This is a genomic window from Streptomyces sp. MK37H (assembly GCF_018035285.1).
Classification (GTDB): Bacteria; Actinomycetota; Actinomycetes; order Streptomycetales; family Streptomycetaceae; genus Streptomyces; species Streptomyces endocoffeicus.
This window is the reverse complement of sequence record NZ_JAAAYH010000052.1, coordinates 1-17,653: the sequence shown is the minus strand read 5'-3', so window position 1 is coordinate 17,653 and position 17,653 is coordinate 1. Positions and strand designations below refer to the sequence as shown.

At 72.1% G+C, this 17,653-nt stretch carries 17 protein-coding genes; 10 read left to right on the top strand and 7 right to left on the bottom strand.

The genetic code is table 11. The features are described 5' to 3' along the window. Positions 1-18: 18 nt before the first annotated feature. The gene (locus GWI24_RS10620) at positions 19-576 is read right to left on the bottom strand and encodes a 2-oxo-4-hydroxy-4-carboxy-5-ureidoimidazoline decarboxylase (RefSeq protein WP_210945655.1); all 558 of its coding nucleotides are present in this window, start codon (positions 574-576) and stop codon (positions 19-21) included. Positions 577-827: 251 nt separating this feature from the next. Between GWI24_RS10620 and GWI24_RS10615 the strand changes: the two genes are divergently transcribed. The 4 genes from GWI24_RS10615 (at position 828) to GWI24_RS10600 (ending at position 5,783) form a co-directional block, all read left to right on the top strand. Next, positions 828-2,477, top strand: a complete 1,650-nt coding sequence (locus GWI24_RS10615; protein WP_210945654.1) for a glycoside hydrolase family 20 protein — start codon at positions 828-830, stop codon at positions 2,475-2,477. A gap of 339 nt (positions 2,478-2,816) precedes the next feature. Further along, the gene (locus GWI24_RS10610; protein ID WP_210945653.1) at positions 2,817-3,857 is read left to right on the top strand and encodes a DUF4328 domain-containing protein; all 1,041 of its coding nucleotides are present in this window, start codon (positions 2,817-2,819) and stop codon (positions 3,855-3,857) included. Positions 3,858-3,918: 61 nt separating this feature from the next. Further along, the gene (locus tag GWI24_RS10605) at positions 3,919-4,599 is read left to right on the top strand and encodes an RNA polymerase sigma factor (RefSeq protein ID WP_210945669.1); all 681 of its coding nucleotides are present in this window, start codon (positions 3,919-3,921) and stop codon (positions 4,597-4,599) included. Further along, positions 4,599-5,783, top strand: a complete 1,185-nt coding sequence (locus GWI24_RS10600; RefSeq protein ID WP_210945652.1) for a hypothetical protein — start codon at positions 4,599-4,601, stop codon at positions 5,781-5,783. The genes GWI24_RS10605 and GWI24_RS10600 overlap by 1 nt, the downstream gene beginning before the upstream one ends. 238 nt (positions 5,784-6,021) lie before the next feature. On the opposite strand, the gene GWI24_RS10595 is transcribed toward GWI24_RS10600, so the two are convergent. After that, positions 6,022-6,918 carry a L,D-transpeptidase family protein gene (locus GWI24_RS10595; protein ID WP_247616169.1) on the bottom strand — a complete coding sequence of 299 codons (897 nt, stop codon included), beginning with the start codon at positions 6,916-6,918 and terminating at the stop codon, positions 6,022-6,024. A 131-nt stretch (positions 6,919-7,049) separates the two neighbouring features. Between GWI24_RS10595 and GWI24_RS10590 the strand changes: the two genes are divergently transcribed. Both GWI24_RS10590 and GWI24_RS10585 read left to right on the top strand, forming a co-directional pair. Next, on the top strand, positions 7,050-8,639 hold the full coding sequence (locus tag GWI24_RS10590) for a methylmalonyl-CoA mutase (protein ID WP_210945651.1): 1,590 nt from the start codon (positions 7,050-7,052) through the stop codon (positions 8,637-8,639). Between the two features lie 59 nt (positions 8,640-8,698). Continuing rightward, entirely contained in the window at positions 8,699-8,914 is a 216-nt protein-coding gene (locus GWI24_RS10585; protein ID WP_210945650.1) for a hypothetical protein, read from the top strand. Between the two features lie 796 nt (positions 8,915-9,710). Here the strand turns inward: GWI24_RS10585 and GWI24_RS10580 are convergent. Continuing rightward, positions 9,711-10,424 (bottom strand): B3/4 domain-containing protein, encoded by a 714-nt coding sequence (locus tag GWI24_RS10580; protein WP_210945649.1) that lies wholly within the window; start codon positions 10,422-10,424, stop codon positions 9,711-9,713. A gap of 66 nt (positions 10,425-10,490) precedes the next feature. Then, on the bottom strand, positions 10,491-10,637 hold the full coding sequence (locus GWI24_RS10575; RefSeq protein ID WP_210945648.1) for an SCO1431 family membrane protein: 147 nt from the start codon (positions 10,635-10,637) through the stop codon (positions 10,491-10,493). Between the two features lie 132 nt (positions 10,638-10,769). Here GWI24_RS10575 and GWI24_RS10570 point away from each other — a divergent pair, with 132 nt between their 5' ends. Beyond that, positions 10,770-12,200, top strand: a complete 1,431-nt coding sequence (locus GWI24_RS10570; RefSeq protein ID WP_210945647.1) for an amidase — start codon at positions 10,770-10,772, stop codon at positions 12,198-12,200. 24 nt (positions 12,201-12,224) lie between these two features. Here GWI24_RS10570 and GWI24_RS10565 read toward each other — a convergent pair whose 3' ends face one another. The 3 genes from GWI24_RS10565 to GWI24_RS10555 form a co-directional block, all read right to left on the bottom strand. Continuing rightward, positions 12,225-12,602, bottom strand: a complete 378-nt coding sequence (locus GWI24_RS10565) for a hypothetical protein (protein WP_210945646.1) — start codon at positions 12,600-12,602, stop codon at positions 12,225-12,227. Positions 12,603-12,716: 114 nt separating this feature from the next. Continuing rightward, positions 12,717-13,448: a cation transporter gene (locus GWI24_RS10560; protein ID WP_210945645.1), complete on the bottom strand. Its 732-nt coding sequence runs from the start codon at positions 13,446-13,448 to the stop codon at positions 12,717-12,719. 2 nt (positions 13,449-13,450) lie between these two features. Next, on the bottom strand, positions 13,451-13,786 hold the full coding sequence (locus tag GWI24_RS10555; RefSeq protein ID WP_210945644.1) for a helix-turn-helix transcriptional regulator: 336 nt from the start codon (positions 13,784-13,786) through the stop codon (positions 13,451-13,453). Between the two features lie 302 nt (positions 13,787-14,088). On the opposite strand from GWI24_RS10555, the gene GWI24_RS10550 reads away from it, so the two are divergent. The 3 genes from GWI24_RS10550 to GWI24_RS10540 all read left to right on the top strand — a co-directional run. Beyond that, complete coding sequence (locus GWI24_RS10550; RefSeq protein ID WP_210945671.1) at positions 14,089-14,307, top strand: hypothetical protein; 219 nt, start codon at positions 14,089-14,091, stop codon at positions 14,305-14,307. Continuing rightward, a complete protein-coding gene (locus GWI24_RS10545) occupies positions 14,301-16,382 on the top strand; it encodes a bifunctional polysaccharide deacetylase/glycosyltransferase family 2 protein (protein ID WP_210945667.1) in 2,082 nt (693 codons plus the stop codon). Before GWI24_RS10550 ends, GWI24_RS10545 begins: the two co-directional genes overlap by 7 nt. Positions 16,383-16,453: 71 nt before the next feature. Further along, the coding region (locus GWI24_RS10540) for an LCP family protein (RefSeq protein ID WP_247616168.1) at positions 16,454-17,653 on the top strand (1,200 nt) is incomplete at its 3' end.

Below are 17,653 nucleotides of genomic sequence, written 5' to 3'. Positions count from 1 at the left end.
TCAAGCACGGACGGGCGATCAGGCGATCCGGAATCCGGGCGCTTCCGGCGAACGGGGCCGATTCCCGGTCAGCCGGACCAGTCTGCCGCGGGCGATGCGCCGCAGCTCCTCGGCGGTGTTGTCCCGCTCCCGCTCCCGCTCGTTGCCCAGCCGGTCCCGGATCCCGGTCAGCAGCCGGTCCAGCCGCTCCTCGGGCCGCAGATCATCCAGACAGATGACGAAAACGTGACCGAATCGACGCTCGTACGCGTCGTGCGCGGCCTGGAGCGCGGTGTGCGCGGCCAGCGACCCCAGGCTGTCCGCGGGCGGCAGCTCATGGCCGACGACCGACTCGTCCGCGAGCGCCTCGTCCAGATCGGCGGGGGTGAGGTCATAGCTGGCCTCGTCCCCGGCGGCCAGCAGCGCCTCCAGATCCGGGTACGGGCGGTGGGCCGCGATCAGCCGGGCCCAGCGGCGGCTGCCGCAACAGGCGAGGAGCGCGGCCTCGGCCGCGTCGGCGGGGGCGGTGTTGAGCCGGTCGAGGCGGGAGGCGGCGGCGCGGGACCTGGACCTGGACAGCGTGGACTCCTCGGACACGCATGAGGCGCGCATGGGAACGGACGCCCGGGAGAAACGGACCCGGGGGAGGCGTGGGACACATGGGCTGGGCGCGTGAGCAGTACACGCTAACGACGCGGGGAGGTGGGTGTGCCGGAGGGAACGCGATATCACCCGAACGGGGAGGTTTTACCGCATGCGGTGGACGGCATTCGGGGCGCAGAGCTTTTTTCGGTCACCAGCGGCCGAACGCGTGCAGCGGGGAGGGGCCGAGGAGGAGGTACACCGCCATGGGATTGCCGCTCAGAGCCACCAAGGCGTCCTGCGTCCGCGGTCTCATCGCGGGGGCCGTCGTCGCGCTCGTCCTGACGACCCTCGGCTGTCAGCAGACGGACGGCGGGCAGCGCCCATCGGGCACCCGCTCCTCGTCCGCGCAGCCCTCGGCGCACGCCACGACCGCCACCTCGGCGCGGTCCCCCTCGGCCGTCCCGCCGCACCGCACGGCGGCCTCCGCGCCGCCCCGCACCATCCCCTCCATCCGCGACTTCACCCCGGCCTCGGGCCCCGGCTGGCGGCCCGGCGACGACAGCCGGGTGGTGGCCGACCTCAAGGGCCCGCTCGCCGACGAGGCCCGCATGATCGCCGCGGAGCTGGGGCTGCGCACCACCTCCGGCCCCGCCCGCCGCGGTGACCTCTGCCTGGCCCTCGCCCCGAAGGAGAGCGGCGGCGGCGAGGCGTACACCCTGAAGGTCGCCGGCGGCCGCGCCCGGATCACCGGCCCCGCCGACGCGGGCGTCTTCTACGGCACCCGCACCGTGAAACAGGCCCTGCGCTCCGGCGGCCGGCTCCCCGAGGGCGTGATCCACGACCGGCCCGGCCGCGCCCAGCGCGGCCTCAACCTGGACATCGCGCGCAAATTCTTCACGGTCGGGTGGATCGAGGCCCGGATGCGCGAGATGGCCGATCTCAAGCTCAACCAGCTGGCCCTGCACTTCTCGGACGATCAGGGTTTCCGCATCCAGAGCACCAGCCACCCCGAGATCGTCTCGTCCCAGTACCTCACCAAGGACCAGGTCCGGCAGATCGTCGCGCTCGGGCAGCGGCTGCACATCACCGTCATCCCCGAGATCGACTCGCCGGGCCACCTCGGCGCCGTCATCGGGGCCCATCCGCAGCTCCAGCTGCGCAACGCGGGCGGCACCACCTTCCAGGGCTCGGTGGACATCTCCAATCCGGCCGCGGCCCGCATCGTCGACGACCTGATGCGGGAGTACGCCCCCCTCTTTCCCGGCCGCTGGTGGCACCTGGGCGCCGATGAGTACCTCGCGCTGACCGTCAAGGACCCCCAGGCGTCGTTCCCCAAGCTGGCCGCCGCCGCGAAGGCGAAGTACGGCCCCAGCGCCCGGGTGCAGGATCTGGTCACCGGCTGGCTGAACGACCGGGCCCGGCTCGCGCGGCAGCTCGGCAAGCGGCCCAAGGCGTGGAACGACGGCTTCTTCGCGGGCGGCGTCGTCCAGCCGGCCAAGAACATCGAGGTCGAGTACTGGACGGGACGGCTGAAGGAGACGGCACGGCAGCCGCAGGAGTATCTGAAGGAGGGCCGCAAGGTGGTCAACCTGAACGACTCCTTCCTCTACTATGTGCTCGGCCAGCCCGGCGGCTTCACCTATCCGACCGGGGAACGCATTTACGAGGACTGGTCCCCGGCGGTACTGCGCGGCTCCACGCCCGTCACCGACAAGAGCCTGACCGGACCCGACCGGATCCTCGGCGCCCGCTTCGCGATCTGGGGCGACCGGCCCGACGCCCAGACCCCCGCCCAGGTGGCCCAGGGCATCCGGCTGCCGCTCGCGGCGCTGGCGCAGCGGGTGTGGGACCCCGGGAAGCCGCCGCTGAGCTGGTCCGGCTTCACCCGGCTCGCGGAGCGGCTGGGGGTCTGAGAGCACGGGCCACTGGGGGCCGAGCGCGCGTTCCGGGAGCGTTCCGAGAGGGAGAGAAGAAGGACGGTCGGGGCCGCCACCCCCCACAGGAGAGGCCCCGACCGTCGATCAGGAGAGCCTGGATCAGGCTCGTACCCCTTACAGCGTCGCACGCCTCGATTGCGTCACACCTCCCCTTGCGCGAAACGGGGACTTCACCCCGCTGTCCGGGGCTCGATCCGCTCTGGACGGGACCGGTCGGATGCCCGTAACGTGCAGGTCCGCGCTCTGGGCGCGGTCAGAGGCTTATTTTCTCGCGTGGCCCGGAGCGGTCACGTTCCCAGGGGGACTCAAAAGACCATGTATCCGTGTGGGAACTGCCGCGCTGTCGCCGTCGGCCCCGACGGGCGCTGTGCCGCATGCGGGACCTACCAGCAGCAGCTCCAGCAGTCGTCCGGACCCCCGCAGCAGCCGTCCGTCCCGCCGCAGAGCCCGCCGATGCCCGGCGGCTACGGCTACCCGGCGGCTCCGCCGATGGGCATGCCCACCGGCGGGGTGGATCTGCGGCGCGGGCTTTCCACCACGCTCCTCGTGCTGTTCGGGCTGGCGCTGCCCGCGCTCATCTTCCTCCTGGTGGCGCGATCCGGCCAGTTCAGCGTGATCGGGGACATGCTGGACGCGGTCGAGGGCAAGTCGGTCTCGATCACCGAGGACGACCTCAACGACGCCGACGACATGTTCACCACGGCCCAGGTCATCTACTCGCTGCTCACCGTCGCGATCGCCGTGGTCTGGGCGATCTGGTTCCGGCGGCTGCGGCTGAACGCCGAGGTCTTCGCCCCCGGCCAGCACCGCTTCAGCAGCGGCTGGGCGGCCGGTTCATGGTTCACCCCGGTGGTCAACCTCTGGTTCCCCAAGCAGATCGCCAACGACATCTGGCGCGCCAGCTCCCCGCAGGGGCCGCACGCCGTCAGCCGCGGTGTGCTCAATGGCTGGTGGGTCACCTGGATCGTGGCGCTGGTCACCAACGCCGTCGGCGGGATCCGGTACAACCTGCTGCGGGGCAAGGTGGAGGGCGACGACTACGCCCCTTCTCCCTCGGAGGCGAAGAGCGACATCGAGAGCCTGCACTCCATCCTGGCCTTCGACATGTTCGCGATCGTGATCTTCATGGCCGCGGCGGTCCTGGCGCTGCTGCTGGTCCGGCAGATCACCGCGATGCAGGAGCAGCGGGCCTCGCTGCCCCCGCAGATGGCCGGTCCGGCCCCGTACGGGATGCCGTCGCCGAACCCGTACGGCTCCCCGGGCCCCGGCTCCGCGCCGTATGGTGCCCCTCAGATGCCGCCGACCCCGCCGCCCGGCCAGCCCGGTCAGCAGTACCCGCCCTACGGGCAGGGCTAGCCCGCGGGTTACGCCGGAATCGACTGGACCACGGATTCTCCGAGTGGGGCAGGAAGAGAGCGTGCAGGGCGACGACGCGGAACTGACCGCCGCGGTGCTCGCGGCGCAGGAAGGGGACGAGGCCGCCTTCCGGACCGTCTACCGGTCCGTGCATCCTCGCCTCCTCGGCTACGTACGCACGCTGGTCGGTGATGGAGACGCGGAGGACATCACCTCGGAAGCATGGCTGCAAATAGCCCGTGACCTGCAACGATTCAGCGGAGACGCGGATCGTTTCCGGGGCTGGGCGGCCCGGATAGCCCGCAATCGCGCGCTGGACCACATACGGATGCGCGGCCGCCGCCCGGCCATTGGCGGCGATGAGTCGGAGCTGGAGTTCCGCCCGTCCGACGCGGACACGGCCGGTGAGGCGATGGAGGCCATCGGCACCGGCAAGGCGCTCGGGCTGATCTCCCAGCTGCCGCAGGACCAGGCCGAGGCGGTGGTGCTCCGGGTGGTCCTCGGTCTCGACGCCAAGAGCGCGGCCGCGGTGCTCGGCAAGCGGCCCGGGGCGGTGCGCACCGCCGCTCACCGGGGTCTGCGGCGGCTCGCCGATCTGATCGGCCCCGCGGCCGGGGGCGATTCGGTGCTCGACGGGGTCCCAGGGCAACGCGAGTCACACGGCGGCGGCGCAACCAAGCCGGGTGTGGCGAAGTCTGCTGGTGTGACGGATTCACGCGCGCCAACGCAGAAGGACATGTGATGGCCGAAGACCACCGCTACAGCTGGCTGGATGACATTGCCGCGGAGCGGTTGCTTCGCGGCGAACCGGTCGAGGGGCAGCCTGCAGCTCCCGACGGCCGGAGCGGCCAGTCATATGCCGATGCGGAACGGTTGGCGGCCGTGCTCAGCGCCGCCGCCGGCGCGGGCCGTACGGCGGCCCCCTCCGACGCGTCCGCGCTGCCCGGTGAGGAGGCGGCCGTGGCCGCCTTCCGGGCGGCCCGGGTCGAGGCCGAGGCCGAGGCGGAGTCCGTGGCCGAAATGGACATGGCCCGGCGGCCGCACCTGATCCGGCGATTCAGAGAGAGACAGCCGCGGCTGCGGCGCCCGCTGCGCGCGGGCATGGTCGCGGTCGTGGCCGGATGTGCGCTCAGCGGATTCGCGGTGGCGGCAGCCGCGGGGGTACTGCCGACACCGTTCGGGCAGAGCGACCACACTCCGGGCCCCTCGGTGAGCATGCCGGACGGCGGTCCCGGCGGGAACTCCGCCCATCCGGAGATCTCCGAGGACGGCGGTACGACGACGCCTGATCCCAGTGGTTCGGGCGACAACGATGCCAGCGATGTGGGCTCGAACGGCGCCCAGGGCGGAACGGTTCCCTCCGACCCGGAGGACCACGGCAAGGGCAAGAACGGCAAGTCGAACGACCCCTCGAAGGGGGAGCCCGGCGTCCCGAAGTGGGCCCTCGCCGTCTGCCCGCGCTACCTGGACTCGGAAACGGGTGTGGGCGCGGAGCTCGACAAGAAGTCGCTGAAGCAGCTGACGAAGGCGGCGGGCGGCGCGTCCGCCATCCACGGCTACTGCACGCAGATCCTGGCCGACGACGGTACGGGAAGCACCCCGCGCAGCGACGAGAGCACGGGCAGCGGTGGCGACAGCGGCGGCACGGACAGCGGCAGCGGCGGGGGCGGCAACGGCGGCTCCGACGGCTCCGGGTCCGGGCCCGGCTCCGGTGACAGTGCCGGTTCGGACAGCGGTGGCGACTCCAGCGGCGATCCGGGAAAAGGTGGCGGGGACGGCGACACAGCCCCGCCGCCCCCTCCGCCGGACACCACCGACACGCCGACCGACGCCACCACCCCCACGACCGCAGCTGACCCCTTGAAGTCCACGGAGTCGCCCGCTTCGGACGACCCCACGACCACCGCGGAAACGGGTGCCGACTGAGACTCCGGAACCCGGGTGTGACGTTTTTTTCAGCGGTGACGCTGAAAGAAACGGGCCGACTGGTCATCGGCCGCGCGGGAGCCGAGGTTCCCCCCGTACCGACGGCTCCGCGCATTCGGCGCGGGCAGAGCACGTTCCCCCGGCTCTGCCCGCGCCGCCCCTTTTTTGCGCCTGAACCGGCGCCGCTCTCGCGGACCGGGTCCTCGCCGCCGGGGTTCCTCAAATGATGGTCGCGGTCCTACTTGTAGACCACGACCTTGTCGCCCGCCTTCACCTTCTCGAAGAGGGCGGCGATCTTCTTCTTGTCCCGGACGTTCACACAGCCGTGTGAGGCGCCGCTGTAGCCGCGGGCGGCGAAGTCCGAGGAGTAGTGCACCGCCTGGCCGCCGCTGAAGAACATCGCGTAGGGCATCGGCGTGTGATAGATCGTCGAGACGTGGTCCCGGCTCTTGAAGTTGACCTGGAACAGCCCCTCCCGGGTCGGGGTGTACTCCGAGCCGAAGCGCACATCCATCGCCGACACCACCCGGCCGTTGACCATCCAGGCCAGGGTGCGGCTGGTCTTGCTGATGCACAGCACCCGGCCGGTCAGGCACCGCGGATCGGGCTTGGCCAGCGGAAGGGTGGTCGGCGGGTAGAGCTCGTCGCGCGTGGGCGTCTTCGTGGCCGAGCGCAGTGAGGTCCAGGTGCGCCGGCTCACCGAGCCGGTGGCCGCGAGGCCGTGGCCCCGCTGGTACGCGCTGACCGACGCCTGCGTGATCGTGCCGAAGTACCCGGTCGGGTTCCGGTGGAAGAGGCCGAGCGCGCGCAGCCGGGCCTGGAGCTCGCGCACCCGGTCCCCGCTGGTGCCGAAGGGGATCACCGGCGGGGCCACCCTCGGCGCGGTGCGCCGCGGCACCGGAGGGGCCGTGGTGCGCGGCGGGCGCACCGCCACCCGCTTGGGCTTGGCCTTGTGGGTGTACGTGCGTTGCGGCCGGGGCGGCGTCTCGCGCGCGGGTGCGCTCGTACTCGCCCGGGCCTGGGGCCGTTCCTGCCCCCGGCCGTTCACGGTCGCCTCCCCCGGCCGGCACCCGGCGACCAGTGCCGCCGCCGTGGCCGTGGCCAGCGCGGTGCCGACCACCGCTGTCCGGTGCATCCGAACCCCTCCCCTGATCTTTTTGCTCTGAATGCTTCCCGGGGCTGCCGTGAGGCGAACATCGACGCATGCTGTGAACAAGGCCCCGTACCGGGAGAACGCCCGGTATCAGCCATCAGGAGGCGTGACCCATGGCGCGCGAGTCGGAGTCGGGATTCCCCGTCGAGCCGGTGTACGGGCCCGGCGCGCTCAGCGGCTGGGACCCGGCCGGGCGGCTGGGCGAGCCGGGGGAGTACCCCTTCACGCGCGGGGTCTATCCGACGATGTACACCGGCCGCCCCTGGACGATGCGGCAGTACGCGGGGTTCGGCACCGCCGCCGAGTCCAACGCCCGCTACCGGCAGTTGATCGAGCACGGCACCACCGGCCTGTCGGTGGCCTTCGACCTGCCGACCCAGATGGGCTACGACTCCGACGCGCCCCTCGCGCACGGCGAGGTCGGCAAGGTGGGCGTGGCCATCGACTCGGTCGAGGACATGCGGGTGCTGCTGGGCGGCATTCCGCTGGACCGGGTCTCGACCTCCATGACCATCAACGCGCCCGCGGCCCTGCTGCTGCTCCTCCACCAACTCGTGGCCGAGGAGCAGGGCGTGTCCGGGAGCCGGCTGACCGGCACCATCCAGAACGACATCCTCAAGGAGTACATCGCCCGCGGCACCTATATCTTTCCGCCCGCCCCCTCGCTGCGGCTGGTCGCGGACATCTTCAAGTACTGCAAGGCCGAGCTGCCCAAGTGGAACACCATCTCGATCTCCGGCTACCACATGGCGGAGGCCGGGGCCTCGCCCGCGCAGGAGATCGCCTTCACCCTCGCCGACGGCATCGAGTACGTCCGTACGGCCGTCGCGGCGGGGATGGACATCGACGACTTCGCGCCCCGGCTCTCCTTCTTCTTCGTCTCCCGCACCACGCTGCTGGAGGAGGTCGCCAAGTTCCGGGCCGCGCGGCGGATCTGGGCGCGGGTGATGCGGGAGGAGTTCGGCGCCCGCGATCCGAAGTCCCAGATGCTGCGCTTCCACACCCAGACCGCGGGGGTCCAACTCACCGCCCAGCAGCCCGAGGTGAACCTCGTACGGGTGGCCGTCCAGGGTCTGGCCGCCGTCTTCGGCGGCACCCAGTCGCTGCACACCAACGCCTTCGACGAGGCGATCGCCCTCCCGACCGACACCTCGGCCCGGCTGGCGCTGCGCACCCAGCAGGTGCTGGCGCACGAGACCGATGTGACGGCCACCGTGGACCCCTTCGCGGGCTCCTACGCCGTGGAGTCGCTGACCGACGCCGTCGAGGAGGCGGCCGTCGATCTGATGCGGCGGGTCGAGGATCTGGGCGGTGCGGTGGCGGCCATCGAGCGGAACTTCCAGAAGGAGGAGATCGAGCGGAACGCCTACCGGATCGCCCGGGAGACCGACGCGGGGACACGGGTGGTGGTCGGCGTCAACCGCTTCCAGCTCGCGGAGGAGGCGCCGTACGAACCGCTGCGGGTGGACCCGGAGATCGAGGCCCGGCAGCGCGACCGGCTCGCCCGGCTGCGCGCCGAGCGCGACCGGTCGGCGGTGAGCGCGGCGCTGTCCTCCCTGCGGAAGGCCGCCGAGGGCGAGCCGGGCACGGCCAATGTGCTGTACCCGATGAAGGACGCGCTGGCGGCGCGGGCCACGGTTGGCGAGGTCTGTGACGCGCTGCGGGAGGTGTGGGGGGCGTACAAGCCGGTGGACGCGTTCTGAGCAAGCGGCCGGTGACCCGCCCCGGGGCCGTTGTCGGAGGGCTGGGTGACACTGGACCCATGTCGTCGTCACCCCGCCGCACCTGCCCGGTCTGCACCCGAGAGATCGCGGTCGTCGGCGGGCGCTTCGCCCGCCATGACCCGCCGGGGCGGCGCTCCGCGTACGAGCTGATCTCCTGCCCCGGCTCGCGGCGGATCGCGCCGCTGCTCACCACTCCGCCGAAGCTGTTCGGCGAGGAGGACCCCCCGACCCCGGGCCAGCAGGCCCTGTTCTAGCCCGCGTCGGACCGTGACGCCTGCGGCGCGCTGTTCCCCTGTCCCGCCCCTTCCCGCAGCATCGATACGCGGCTCCGCCGCGTGGTGGGGCTCCGCCCCAGACCCCGGGCCGGACGACCCGGATATGCGCGGGCGTCCACTGCGTCGGCGTGCCGCCCGCGTTCACGGCGGCGACGGTAAGCTCGTCGGCCCCCGGGGACCCAGGGGGCGAGGCGAGACTGGGGCTCTGTCCCAGACTCCGGCTGGGCGACTCGGATGTGCGCGGGCGTCCGCCCGGTGATCAGCCCGCCGGTGCAGGTGTTCATGGCGGCGACGGTTGGCTTGCCGCCCCCTGGGGGTCCGGGGGGAGAGGCGGAACTGGGGCTCTGTCCCAGACTCCGGCTGGGCGACTCGGATGTGCGCGGGCGTCCGCCCGGTGATCAGCCCGCCGGTGCAGGTGTTCATGGCGGCGACGGTTGGCTTGCCGACTCCTGGGGGTCCAGGGGGCGAGGCGAGACTGGGTCTCTGTCCCAGACCCCGGCTGGGCGACTCGGATGTGCGCGGGCATCCGCCCGGTGATCAGCCCGCCGGTGCAGGTGTTCATGGCGGCGACGGTCGGCTTGCCGACCCCTGGGGTCCAGGGGCGGAGCCCCCTGGTTTCGGCAGGGGCGGGAAGCGGAAAGACCCGTCGGCCCCGCCGTCCTGGCGTGCCAGTGCGCTTGGGGTTGCCGGGGGGCTTCGCCCCAGGCCCCGGGGTCCAGGGGCGGAGCCCCTGGTTTCGGGAAGGGGCGGGGAGGGGAAGAACCCGCCGACCCCGCTACGCCGCGCCCAGCAGCCGCGAGGCGATCGTCACCCCCGCACAGGCCTCCGTCAGCGCCTCCATGAGCTGGTCACCGGCCGCCTTCAGCGCGGTGTCGTCCATCGGCCCCAGCGCGTCCAGGACGAACATCGCCCGGGTGGTGTCATGGGTGAGCCTTGTGCGGGTGCACTGGCGCCAGTTCCAGCGGCGGCAGGTGGCGCCCGCGTCGTCCCGCCACACCACCTCACCGGGCGCCGGGTGCTCGACCACGGGCTCGCCCCCGGCCGTCGTCTCGAAGGTCTCGTCGCCCTCGGCGCGCACCAGCCGGGCCGCGCCCACGTAGTGGTCGAGGTCCTCGCCGCCGAGCGGGATCACATGTCCGACCGAGATCGCGTTGTAGATGTCGGTCAGCCGGTCCACCCGGGGCAGCCCGGCGGAGACCCGCCGCAGCAGCGCCTCCGCGCTGGGCCGGGTGCGCTGCGGCTTCGCGCCGAAGGCGCGGAACGCCTCGCGCCAGGCGGCCAGATGCGGATGCTCCTCCACCGGGCCGTCCCCGAACCGCTCCCGCGCCGCCGACTCGGCGTCGGCCAGGAGCCGCTCGCTCAGCTCGTCGCTGGGCCCGGGGCGCAGCCCCTCGGCGGTGATGAGCAGCGCCCGGTAGTCGGGGCGCAGGGCGAGTACGGCGGGGTCGATGGTGGCGGATTCCAGCCAGGCCGCGGCGTCGAACGTCATGCGGTCCACTATGGCATACGGCTCGGTGCAGTGCGCTGGACCGTGACGTGTGGCCTCAGAGTGGCCTCAGAACAGGCCCAGCTGCGTGGTGAGCAATGCGAGGACTACGACGAGCGACCAGCCGAGCAGGTGCTCCAGCAGGTGGTCCTCGCCGTCGGAGGGGCCTCCGGTGCGGGCGTGGAGGCCGGTGCGGCGCGCCGCGATGTCGGTCATGCGGGTGTCCTCTGTGCTCAGCGATGATCTGGATGAAAATGATGAAAAGGGTCATCACCGTTGCCCAGGGTGCGCCGAGCGGCGACCTGGGGTAAAGGGGGAGTGGCCGAACTCACCCGAGGAGGGTCCACGGTGACCAGCGTCATTCCCAAGGGTCTGGGCGAGCAGATCCGCGCCCTGGCCGGGGGCGAGGTGACCTCCCGTGCGCTGGTCGAGCAGTCGCTCCAGCGCATCGCCGAGACCCAGCCCACGCTCAACGCGTTCCGCCGCATCCGCGCCGAGGCCGCCCTGCGCGAGGCCGCCGAGGCGGACCGGCGGCTGGCGTCGGGGGAGCGGCTGCCGCTGCTCGGCGTCCCGCTCGCGGTCAAGGACGATACGGACGTCGCGGGCGAGCCCACCGCCTTCGGCTGCTGCGGCGACTTCCCCGCCAAGGCCGAGGACGGCGAGGCGGTACGGCGGCTGAAGGCGGCCGGGGCCGTGATCGTCGGCAAGACCAACACCCCTGAGCTGGGCCAGTGGCCGTTCACCGAGGGCCCCGCCTTCGGCGACACCCGCAACCCCTGGAACCCGGAGCACACCCCCGGCGGCTCCTCCGGCGGCGCCGCGGCCGCCGTCGCCGCCGGTCTGGTCCCCGCCGCGCTCGGCTCGGACGGCGCGGGCTCGGTCCGCATCCCCGCCGCCTGGACGCATCTCATCGGCATCAAGCCCCAGCGCGGCCGGATCTCCACCTGGCCGGACGCCGAGGCCTTCAACGGCATCACCTGCAACGGCCCGCTGGCCCGTACGGTCGCCGACGCGGCGCTGCTGCTGCATGTCGCGACCGGCAACTGTAAGGGGGATCTGCACTGCCCCGAGCCGGTGGACGTGCTGTCCGCGGTGGGCCGCGACCCGGGGCGGCTGCGGATCGCCCTGTCGTTCAAGACGGCCTTCACCGGCACCCCGAAGAGGCTGGACCCGGTGGTGCGGGCCGCCGTCGTCCGGCTCGCCGAGCGGCTGGCGGCCCTCGGCCACGAGGTGGTGGAGGCCGAGCCGCGCTACGGGCTCGTGGGCTTCTCCTTCCTGCCGCGCGCCACGGCCGGGCTCACCGAATGGTCCGGCCGGGTCCCCGATCCGCTGCTGCTGGACATCCGCACCCGCGGCGCCGTCCGCAACGGCCGTCTGCTGGGCGGGACCGCGCTGCGGTGGGCGCGGTCGTACGAGGAGCCGCTGCGGCGCCAGGTCGGGGCGATCTTCGAGCGCTTCGACGTCGTCCTCTCCCCGACGACGGCCACGCCGCCGCTGCGGATCGGTGCCATGGCCGGTCTGTCCGGGTGGCGTACGGATCGGGCCATGATCGCGGCGTGCCCGTACGCCTGGCCGTGGAACGTGCTGGGCTGGCCCGCGATGAACGTCCCCGCCGGGTTCGCCGACCCCGAGCGCCGCACGCTGCCGCTCGGCGCCCAGTTCCTCGGCCCGGCCAACAGCGAGCCCGTGCTCATCTCGCTGGCGGCCCAGCTCGAGGCCGACCAGCGGTGGTACGAGCGGTGGCCCCAGGTGTCCTGCCCCGGCCCGCAGCCGGGGTGAACAGTCGAACCCGTGGACCGGCACTCAGGCGGGAGCGGGCTGGACGGGGTGGGAGTGGAGGCGGCCGGTCCTGGCGAGTGCGGTAACCGCGGTCGCGCAGGCGGCTCCGGTCACCGCGAGTGTGGCCCATACCAGCCAGGGTGCGTCGGTGTGGGTGGCGTCCCAGAGTGCGCCCAGGGCGAGGTTGCCGAGGGTGATGCCGAGGCCGGAGACGGTGTTGTAGAGGCCGTAGTGGGTGGCGACCAGTCTGTTCCCGGACAGCGCGACGACGGTGTCCATCTCGAAGGGGTAGACCACTGCCCCGGCCGCGGCGAGTACGGCCACGCATACGGCGAGAGCCGTCAGGGCCCCGATCGCGGGCCGGGCGGGGGCGAGGGCCAGGGGCACGAACGCCGCGCCCATCGCGGTGAGCCCGGCGGCCAGCGCCTGGTGGGGAGTGAAACGCCGCTTGGTCCAGCCGGTCAGTCGCAGCTGCCAGGATGTCCGCTCAGGCGAGTGCCGCCCACGCCCGGCCCTTCATCGCTCCTCCTGCGACTCGCCCGTGCGGCAGACGCATCCCGGCCCGCAGCCGCACGTGTCCGCCTGAGCGACGGCGGCCGGGGCGGAGGGTGCGCAGCAGCCGTGACCCCGCCAGGCGTCACGGCCTTCCTTCACGGCGACGGCGGCGATGATCAGGGCGGCCATCGGGTCGGCCCAGGACCAGCCGAGGGTGGTGTTGAGGACCAGGCCGAGAAGAAGCACGGCCGACAGGTACGTGCACAGCAGGGTTTGCTTGGAGTCGGCGACCGCGGAGGCGGAGCCGAGTTCGCGGCCGGCGCGACGTTGGGCGGCGGACAGGAACGGCATGACGGCGAGTGACAGGGCGGCCAGAACGATGCCGGGGATCGACCGCCCGGCCTCCCCGGCGCCGGTGAGCGCACGGACGGCGTCCACGGTCACGTACGCGGCGAGTGCGAAGAAGGAGACGGCGATGATCCGCAGGGTGCGCTGTTCGCGCGCCTCGCGTACGGCATGGTCGGCCGCGGAGAACTGCCAGGCGACGGCGGCGGCGGAGGAGACCTCGATGACGGAGTCCAGGCCGAAGCCGATCAACGCGGTGGAGGAGGCGAGACTGCCGGCGGTGAGGGCGACGATCGCCTCGACGACGTTGTAGGTCATGGTCGCGGCGACCAGCAGCCGGATCCGGCGGGTGAGGGCGTCGCGGCGGGCCGGGGAGGGGCCGAGGGATATCGATATCTCGGCGGTCATGGTCAGCAGCAGCCCTTCTCGTCGGCGTCCGGGCAGGTGCGGTCGGTCTCCACGGCCACCACCGCGGTGCGCAGGTCGTCCAGCGCGTGCCCGAGCCGTTCGTCGGCGAGTTCGTAGCGGGTGCGGCGGCCGTCGGGGACGGCGACCACCAGACCGCAATCGCGCAGACATGCCAGGTGGTTCGACAGCCGGGTGCGGGAGACGCCAAGCGCGTCGGCGAGGTCGGCCGGGTGGGCGGGGGCTTCGCGCAGGGCGAGCAGGATGCGGCACCGGATCGGGTCGGCGAGCGCACGGCCGAACCGGACCAGCACCTCGATGTCGGAGGCAGCGGTCAGCACAACACGGACGGTACACAAATTCCTGAATTCAGGAAAGCGTGGATCATCTGACCGTGCCGAGTGGCGGTGACCCTTCTCTCATACTTTTCAGACATACCCGCTTGAGAGAGAAAGACCAGGTCGCGCCTACCTTCGGTAACGAGGAGGGCGTCATGTCGCGTGGTCACGAGCGTGCGAACGCGTCGCTACACTTCCGCCACATGGTGAAGAGGGTGACCGAAAAGCGTCGGCGAAGAAAACAAACCAGTCAGATATTCGTCAATGCCTCCGGTGGCCGGAGACAGCTTCTGGCGCTGGCGGCGTTGGCTGTCGGCTGTGCCTGCCTCGGTTACCTGCTGCTGCTCGTGGCCGCCCTGTCCGGTGTGCTGTGGCAGGACGACCAGGAGCCGCCCAGGACCGCCGAGCGGTCCACCACCGGCAGTGCCCCGACCGCACGGCCCTGGCCCAGCTCATACACCTACGGCACCGCGGTGACCGCTCCCCTTGCCGTCGACTCGCCGTCCGGGGGCGGCCCCTGGTGAGCCGGCACGCACACCGCCCCGAGCCGCGCGGCCACTGGCTGCTGCTGATCGTCGTCGTCTCCGCGGTCGCCGCCGCGCTGGTCTTCGAGGGCTGGACCACCCACGAGGTCGCCTCCCAGCCCACGCGCAGCCCCTGTACGAGCCCGATCCCGAAGGCCGCCGACACCGGGAAACCGGTGGTGCGCCTCGATGGCTCCACGGTGCGGACGGCCGGGATGCCGGCCCGCACCGTCGCCCTCACCTTCGACGGGGGGCCCGACCCCGTCTGGACCCCACGTCTGCTGGGCCTGCTGCGCGCGCACCACGCGCACGCCACCTTCTTCCTCTCCGGCGTCCAGGCGGCCCGCCACCCCGAGCTGGTGCGACGCATCCGCGACGCGGGCCATGAGATCGGCTCGCTCACTTACACCGGCTCCGACCTGGGCTCGGCGTCCGCCGTGCGCACCCGGCTGGAGCTGTCCCTGACCCAGACGGCGCTGGCGGGCAGCGCGGGGACCACCACCAAACTGCTGCGGCTGCCGCTCACCACCCAGGCCGACACGATGTGCGGCGGCGAGTGGACGGCCGCCCGGCGCGCCGCCGAGCAGGGGTATCTGCTGGTCGCGGCCGACCGGCCGACGCGGAAGCCGGAGCGGGGCGTCGTCCAGCAGTACAGCCAGACGGACAGCGCCTACAGCGAGGTGAAGAAGCTCTTCCGGAATCGGAAGATCGAGAAGTACACGACGGTGTCCGAGGGGCTCGGCCAGGCCCCGGTCAACACCCCCGCCTCCACCGTCGGCCAGTTGCAGGGCAAGGCGCTGCTCCAGGTCCAGTCCATCGGGCACGCCTTCGTCCAGGCCATGACCTGGGTGCTCGGCGTCGCGGGCGTACTGGCCCTGCTACGGCTGCTGCTGCTCGTCTTCTTCGCGCGGTCCCATGTCCGGCGCCTGCATCGCTTCCGGCCCGGCTCGCCCTGGCTGCGCGAGGTGAACGAGCCGGTGACGGTGCTCATCCCCGCCTACAACGAGGAGGCGGGCATCGAGTCCACCGTGCGGTCACTGCTCGCCTCCACCCACCGGTGGCTTCAGATCGTCGTGATCGACGACGGCTCGACCGACCGGACCGCGGACCTCGCCACCTGGATCGACGACCCCCGCGTCTCGGTGATCCGCCAGCGCAACGCGGGCAAGGCCGCCGCCCTCAACACCGGCCTGGTCCACGCCCACCACGACATCGTGGTCATGGTCGACGCCGACACCGTCTTCGAACCGGACGCCATCCACCAGCTCATCCAGCCGCTCGCCCACCCGGCCATCGGCGCGGTGAGCGGCAACACCAAGGTCGGCAACCGCCGTCGAATGCTGGGCAGATGGCAGCACTTGGAGTACGTCTTCGGCTTCAACCTCGACCGCCGGATGTACGAGGTGCTGGAGTGCATGCCGACCGTGCCCGGCGCGATCGGCGCCTTCCGGCGGGACGCGCTGCTGGGCGTCGGCGGGATCAGCGAGGACACCCTCGCCGAGGACACCGACCTCACGATGGCCCTGTGGCGGGCCGGTTGGCGGGTGGTCTACCAGGAGTCCGCCATCGCCTGGACCGAGGTCCCCACCTCGTTGCGCCAGTTGTGGCGTCAGCGGTACCGCTGGTGCTACGGCACGCTCCAGGCCATGTGGAAGCACCGCCGCGCCCTCCGCGGGGTCGGCCCGGCCGGACGCTTCGCCCGCCGGGCACTGCCCTACCTTTTCCTCTTCCAGGTGGTGCTGCCGCTGCTCGCCCCCATCGTGGACGTCTTCGCCCTGTACGGCGTGCTGTTCGCCGATCCCGTGGAGTCGATCGGGGTGTGGCTCGCCTTCCTCGTGGTGCAACTGCTCGGCGCCGGATACGCGCTGCGGCTGGACAAGGAACGGCTGCGGGCGCTGTGGGCGATGCCCTTCCAGCTCGTCGTCTACCGGCAGCTGATGTACCTCGTGATCATCCAGTCCGTGGTCAGTGCCCTGTTCGGCACCCGGCTGCGCTGGCACCGCATGCAGCGATCCGGCTCCGCCGGGGACCAGCTGACCGTCGAGCCGACCGCGCGCCAGAGTCTGTCCAAATGAGCGGGGGTTGGAGAAGCATGTCGAACCCATGGCCGGGCGAGAGCTCGTGGCCGACGGAGGGCTCGTGGCCGATGGAGGGCTCATGGTCGACGGAGGGCTCATGGCCGGGCAATGGCGCCTGGCCGAGCCATGGTCCCTGGCCGGGCGAGAACCCCTGGCCGGGGGAGAACCCCTGGCCGGGGGAGAACCCCTGGCCGGGGGAGAACCCCTGGCCGGGGGAGAACCCGTTGCCGGGTGGCGACCCGCAGCGTTTGACGCTGCGCCACGAGCCTTTGACGCGCCACGAGCCTTCGACGCCGCGCCACCGAATACCGCCGGACCCGTACCGGCCGCGTGACGAGGACGACGGCACCGACGAGGCCGCCCCCGGCCGCCGGTGGCCCCGGCGGCTGCGGCGCACCGTGGTCGTCGTGCTCGCGGTGGTCCTGGTCGGGGCCGCCTCCACGTACGGCTGGGCCTGGTCCCAGCTGAACAACGACGTCGACTTGGCCAAGGTCGAGCACCGCCCCGCGCCGGGCAAAGGCACCAACTACCTCATCGTGGGCTCCGACAGTCGTGACGGCCTCTCCCAGCAGGACAAGAAGAACCTGCACACCGGCTCGGCCGAGGGCCGCCGCACCGACTCCATGATGGTGCTGCACACCGGCGCCCACGGCGCCACGATGGTGAGCCTGCCGCGCGACTCATGGGTGACCCTCCCACCGTTCACCTACCCCATGACCGGTAAGCGTCCCGGGCCGTCGAAGAACAAGCTCAACGCCGCGTTCTCGCTGGGCGGCCCCGAGCTGCTGGTGCGGACCATCGAGTACAACACCGGGCTGCGGATCGACCACTACGCGGAGATCGGCTTCGCGGGCTTCGTCAACGTGGTCAACTCCGTGGGCGGCGTCCGGATGTGCCTCGACAAGCCCGTCAAGGACAAGAAGTCGGGCGCCGATCTGAAGGCGGGCTGTCAGACGTTGGACGGGCGCCAGGCCCTGGCCTTCGTCCGCCAGCGCCACCAGGAGGCCAACGGTGACCTGGGGCGCAGCCAGAACCAGCAGAAGTTCCTGTCCGCGCTGGCGAAGCGGGCCGCCCAGCCGGACCAGGTCTTCGTCCCGTGGAAGTCCCTGCCGACCGTCGGCGCGGGCCTGGACACGCTGATCGTGGACAAGGACACGGATCTGCGGACGCTGATGTCGTTGTTCCAGGCGATGAAGCGGGTCTCGGGCGGCAGCGGCAACCGGCTGAACGTCCCTGTGGCTGATCGCGGGATCGCCACGTCCAAGGGC

What these genes read in the sequence shown, in the direction of transcription:
- GWI24_RS10560 (WP_210945645.1), bottom strand. Translation starts at nt 13,448, where the DNA reads ATGACCGCCGAGATATCGATATCCCTCGGCCCCTCCCCGGCCCGCCGC.
- GWI24_RS10600 (WP_210945652.1), top strand. Translation starts at nt 4,599, where the DNA reads ATGGCCGAAGACCACCGCTACAGCTGGCTGGATGACATTGCCGCGGAG.
- GWI24_RS10615 (WP_210945654.1), top strand. Translation starts at nt 828, where the DNA reads ATGGGATTGCCGCTCAGAGCCACCAAGGCGTCCTGCGTCCGCGGTCTC.
- GWI24_RS10580 (WP_210945649.1), bottom strand. Translation starts at nt 10,424, where the DNA reads ATGACGTTCGACGCCGCGGCCTGGCTGGAATCCGCCACCATCGACCCC.
- GWI24_RS10585 (WP_210945650.1), top strand. Translation starts at nt 8,699, where the DNA reads ATGTCGTCGTCACCCCGCCGCACCTGCCCGGTCTGCACCCGAGAGATC.
- GWI24_RS10565 (WP_210945646.1), bottom strand. Translation starts at nt 12,602, where the DNA reads ATGGGCGCGGCGTTCGTGCCCCTGGCCCTCGCCCCCGCCCGGCCCGCG.
- GWI24_RS10590 (WP_210945651.1), top strand. Translation starts at nt 7,050, where the DNA reads ATGGCGCGCGAGTCGGAGTCGGGATTCCCCGTCGAGCCGGTGTACGGG.
- GWI24_RS10610 (WP_210945653.1), top strand. Translation starts at nt 2,817, where the DNA reads ATGTATCCGTGTGGGAACTGCCGCGCTGTCGCCGTCGGCCCCGACGGG.
- GWI24_RS10575 (WP_210945648.1), bottom strand. Translation starts at nt 10,637, where the DNA reads ATGACCGACATCGCGGCGCGCCGCACCGGCCTCCACGCCCGCACCGGA.
- GWI24_RS10595 (WP_247616169.1), bottom strand. Translation starts at nt 6,918, where the DNA reads ATGCACCGGACAGCGGTGGTCGGCACCGCGCTGGCCACGGCCACGGCG.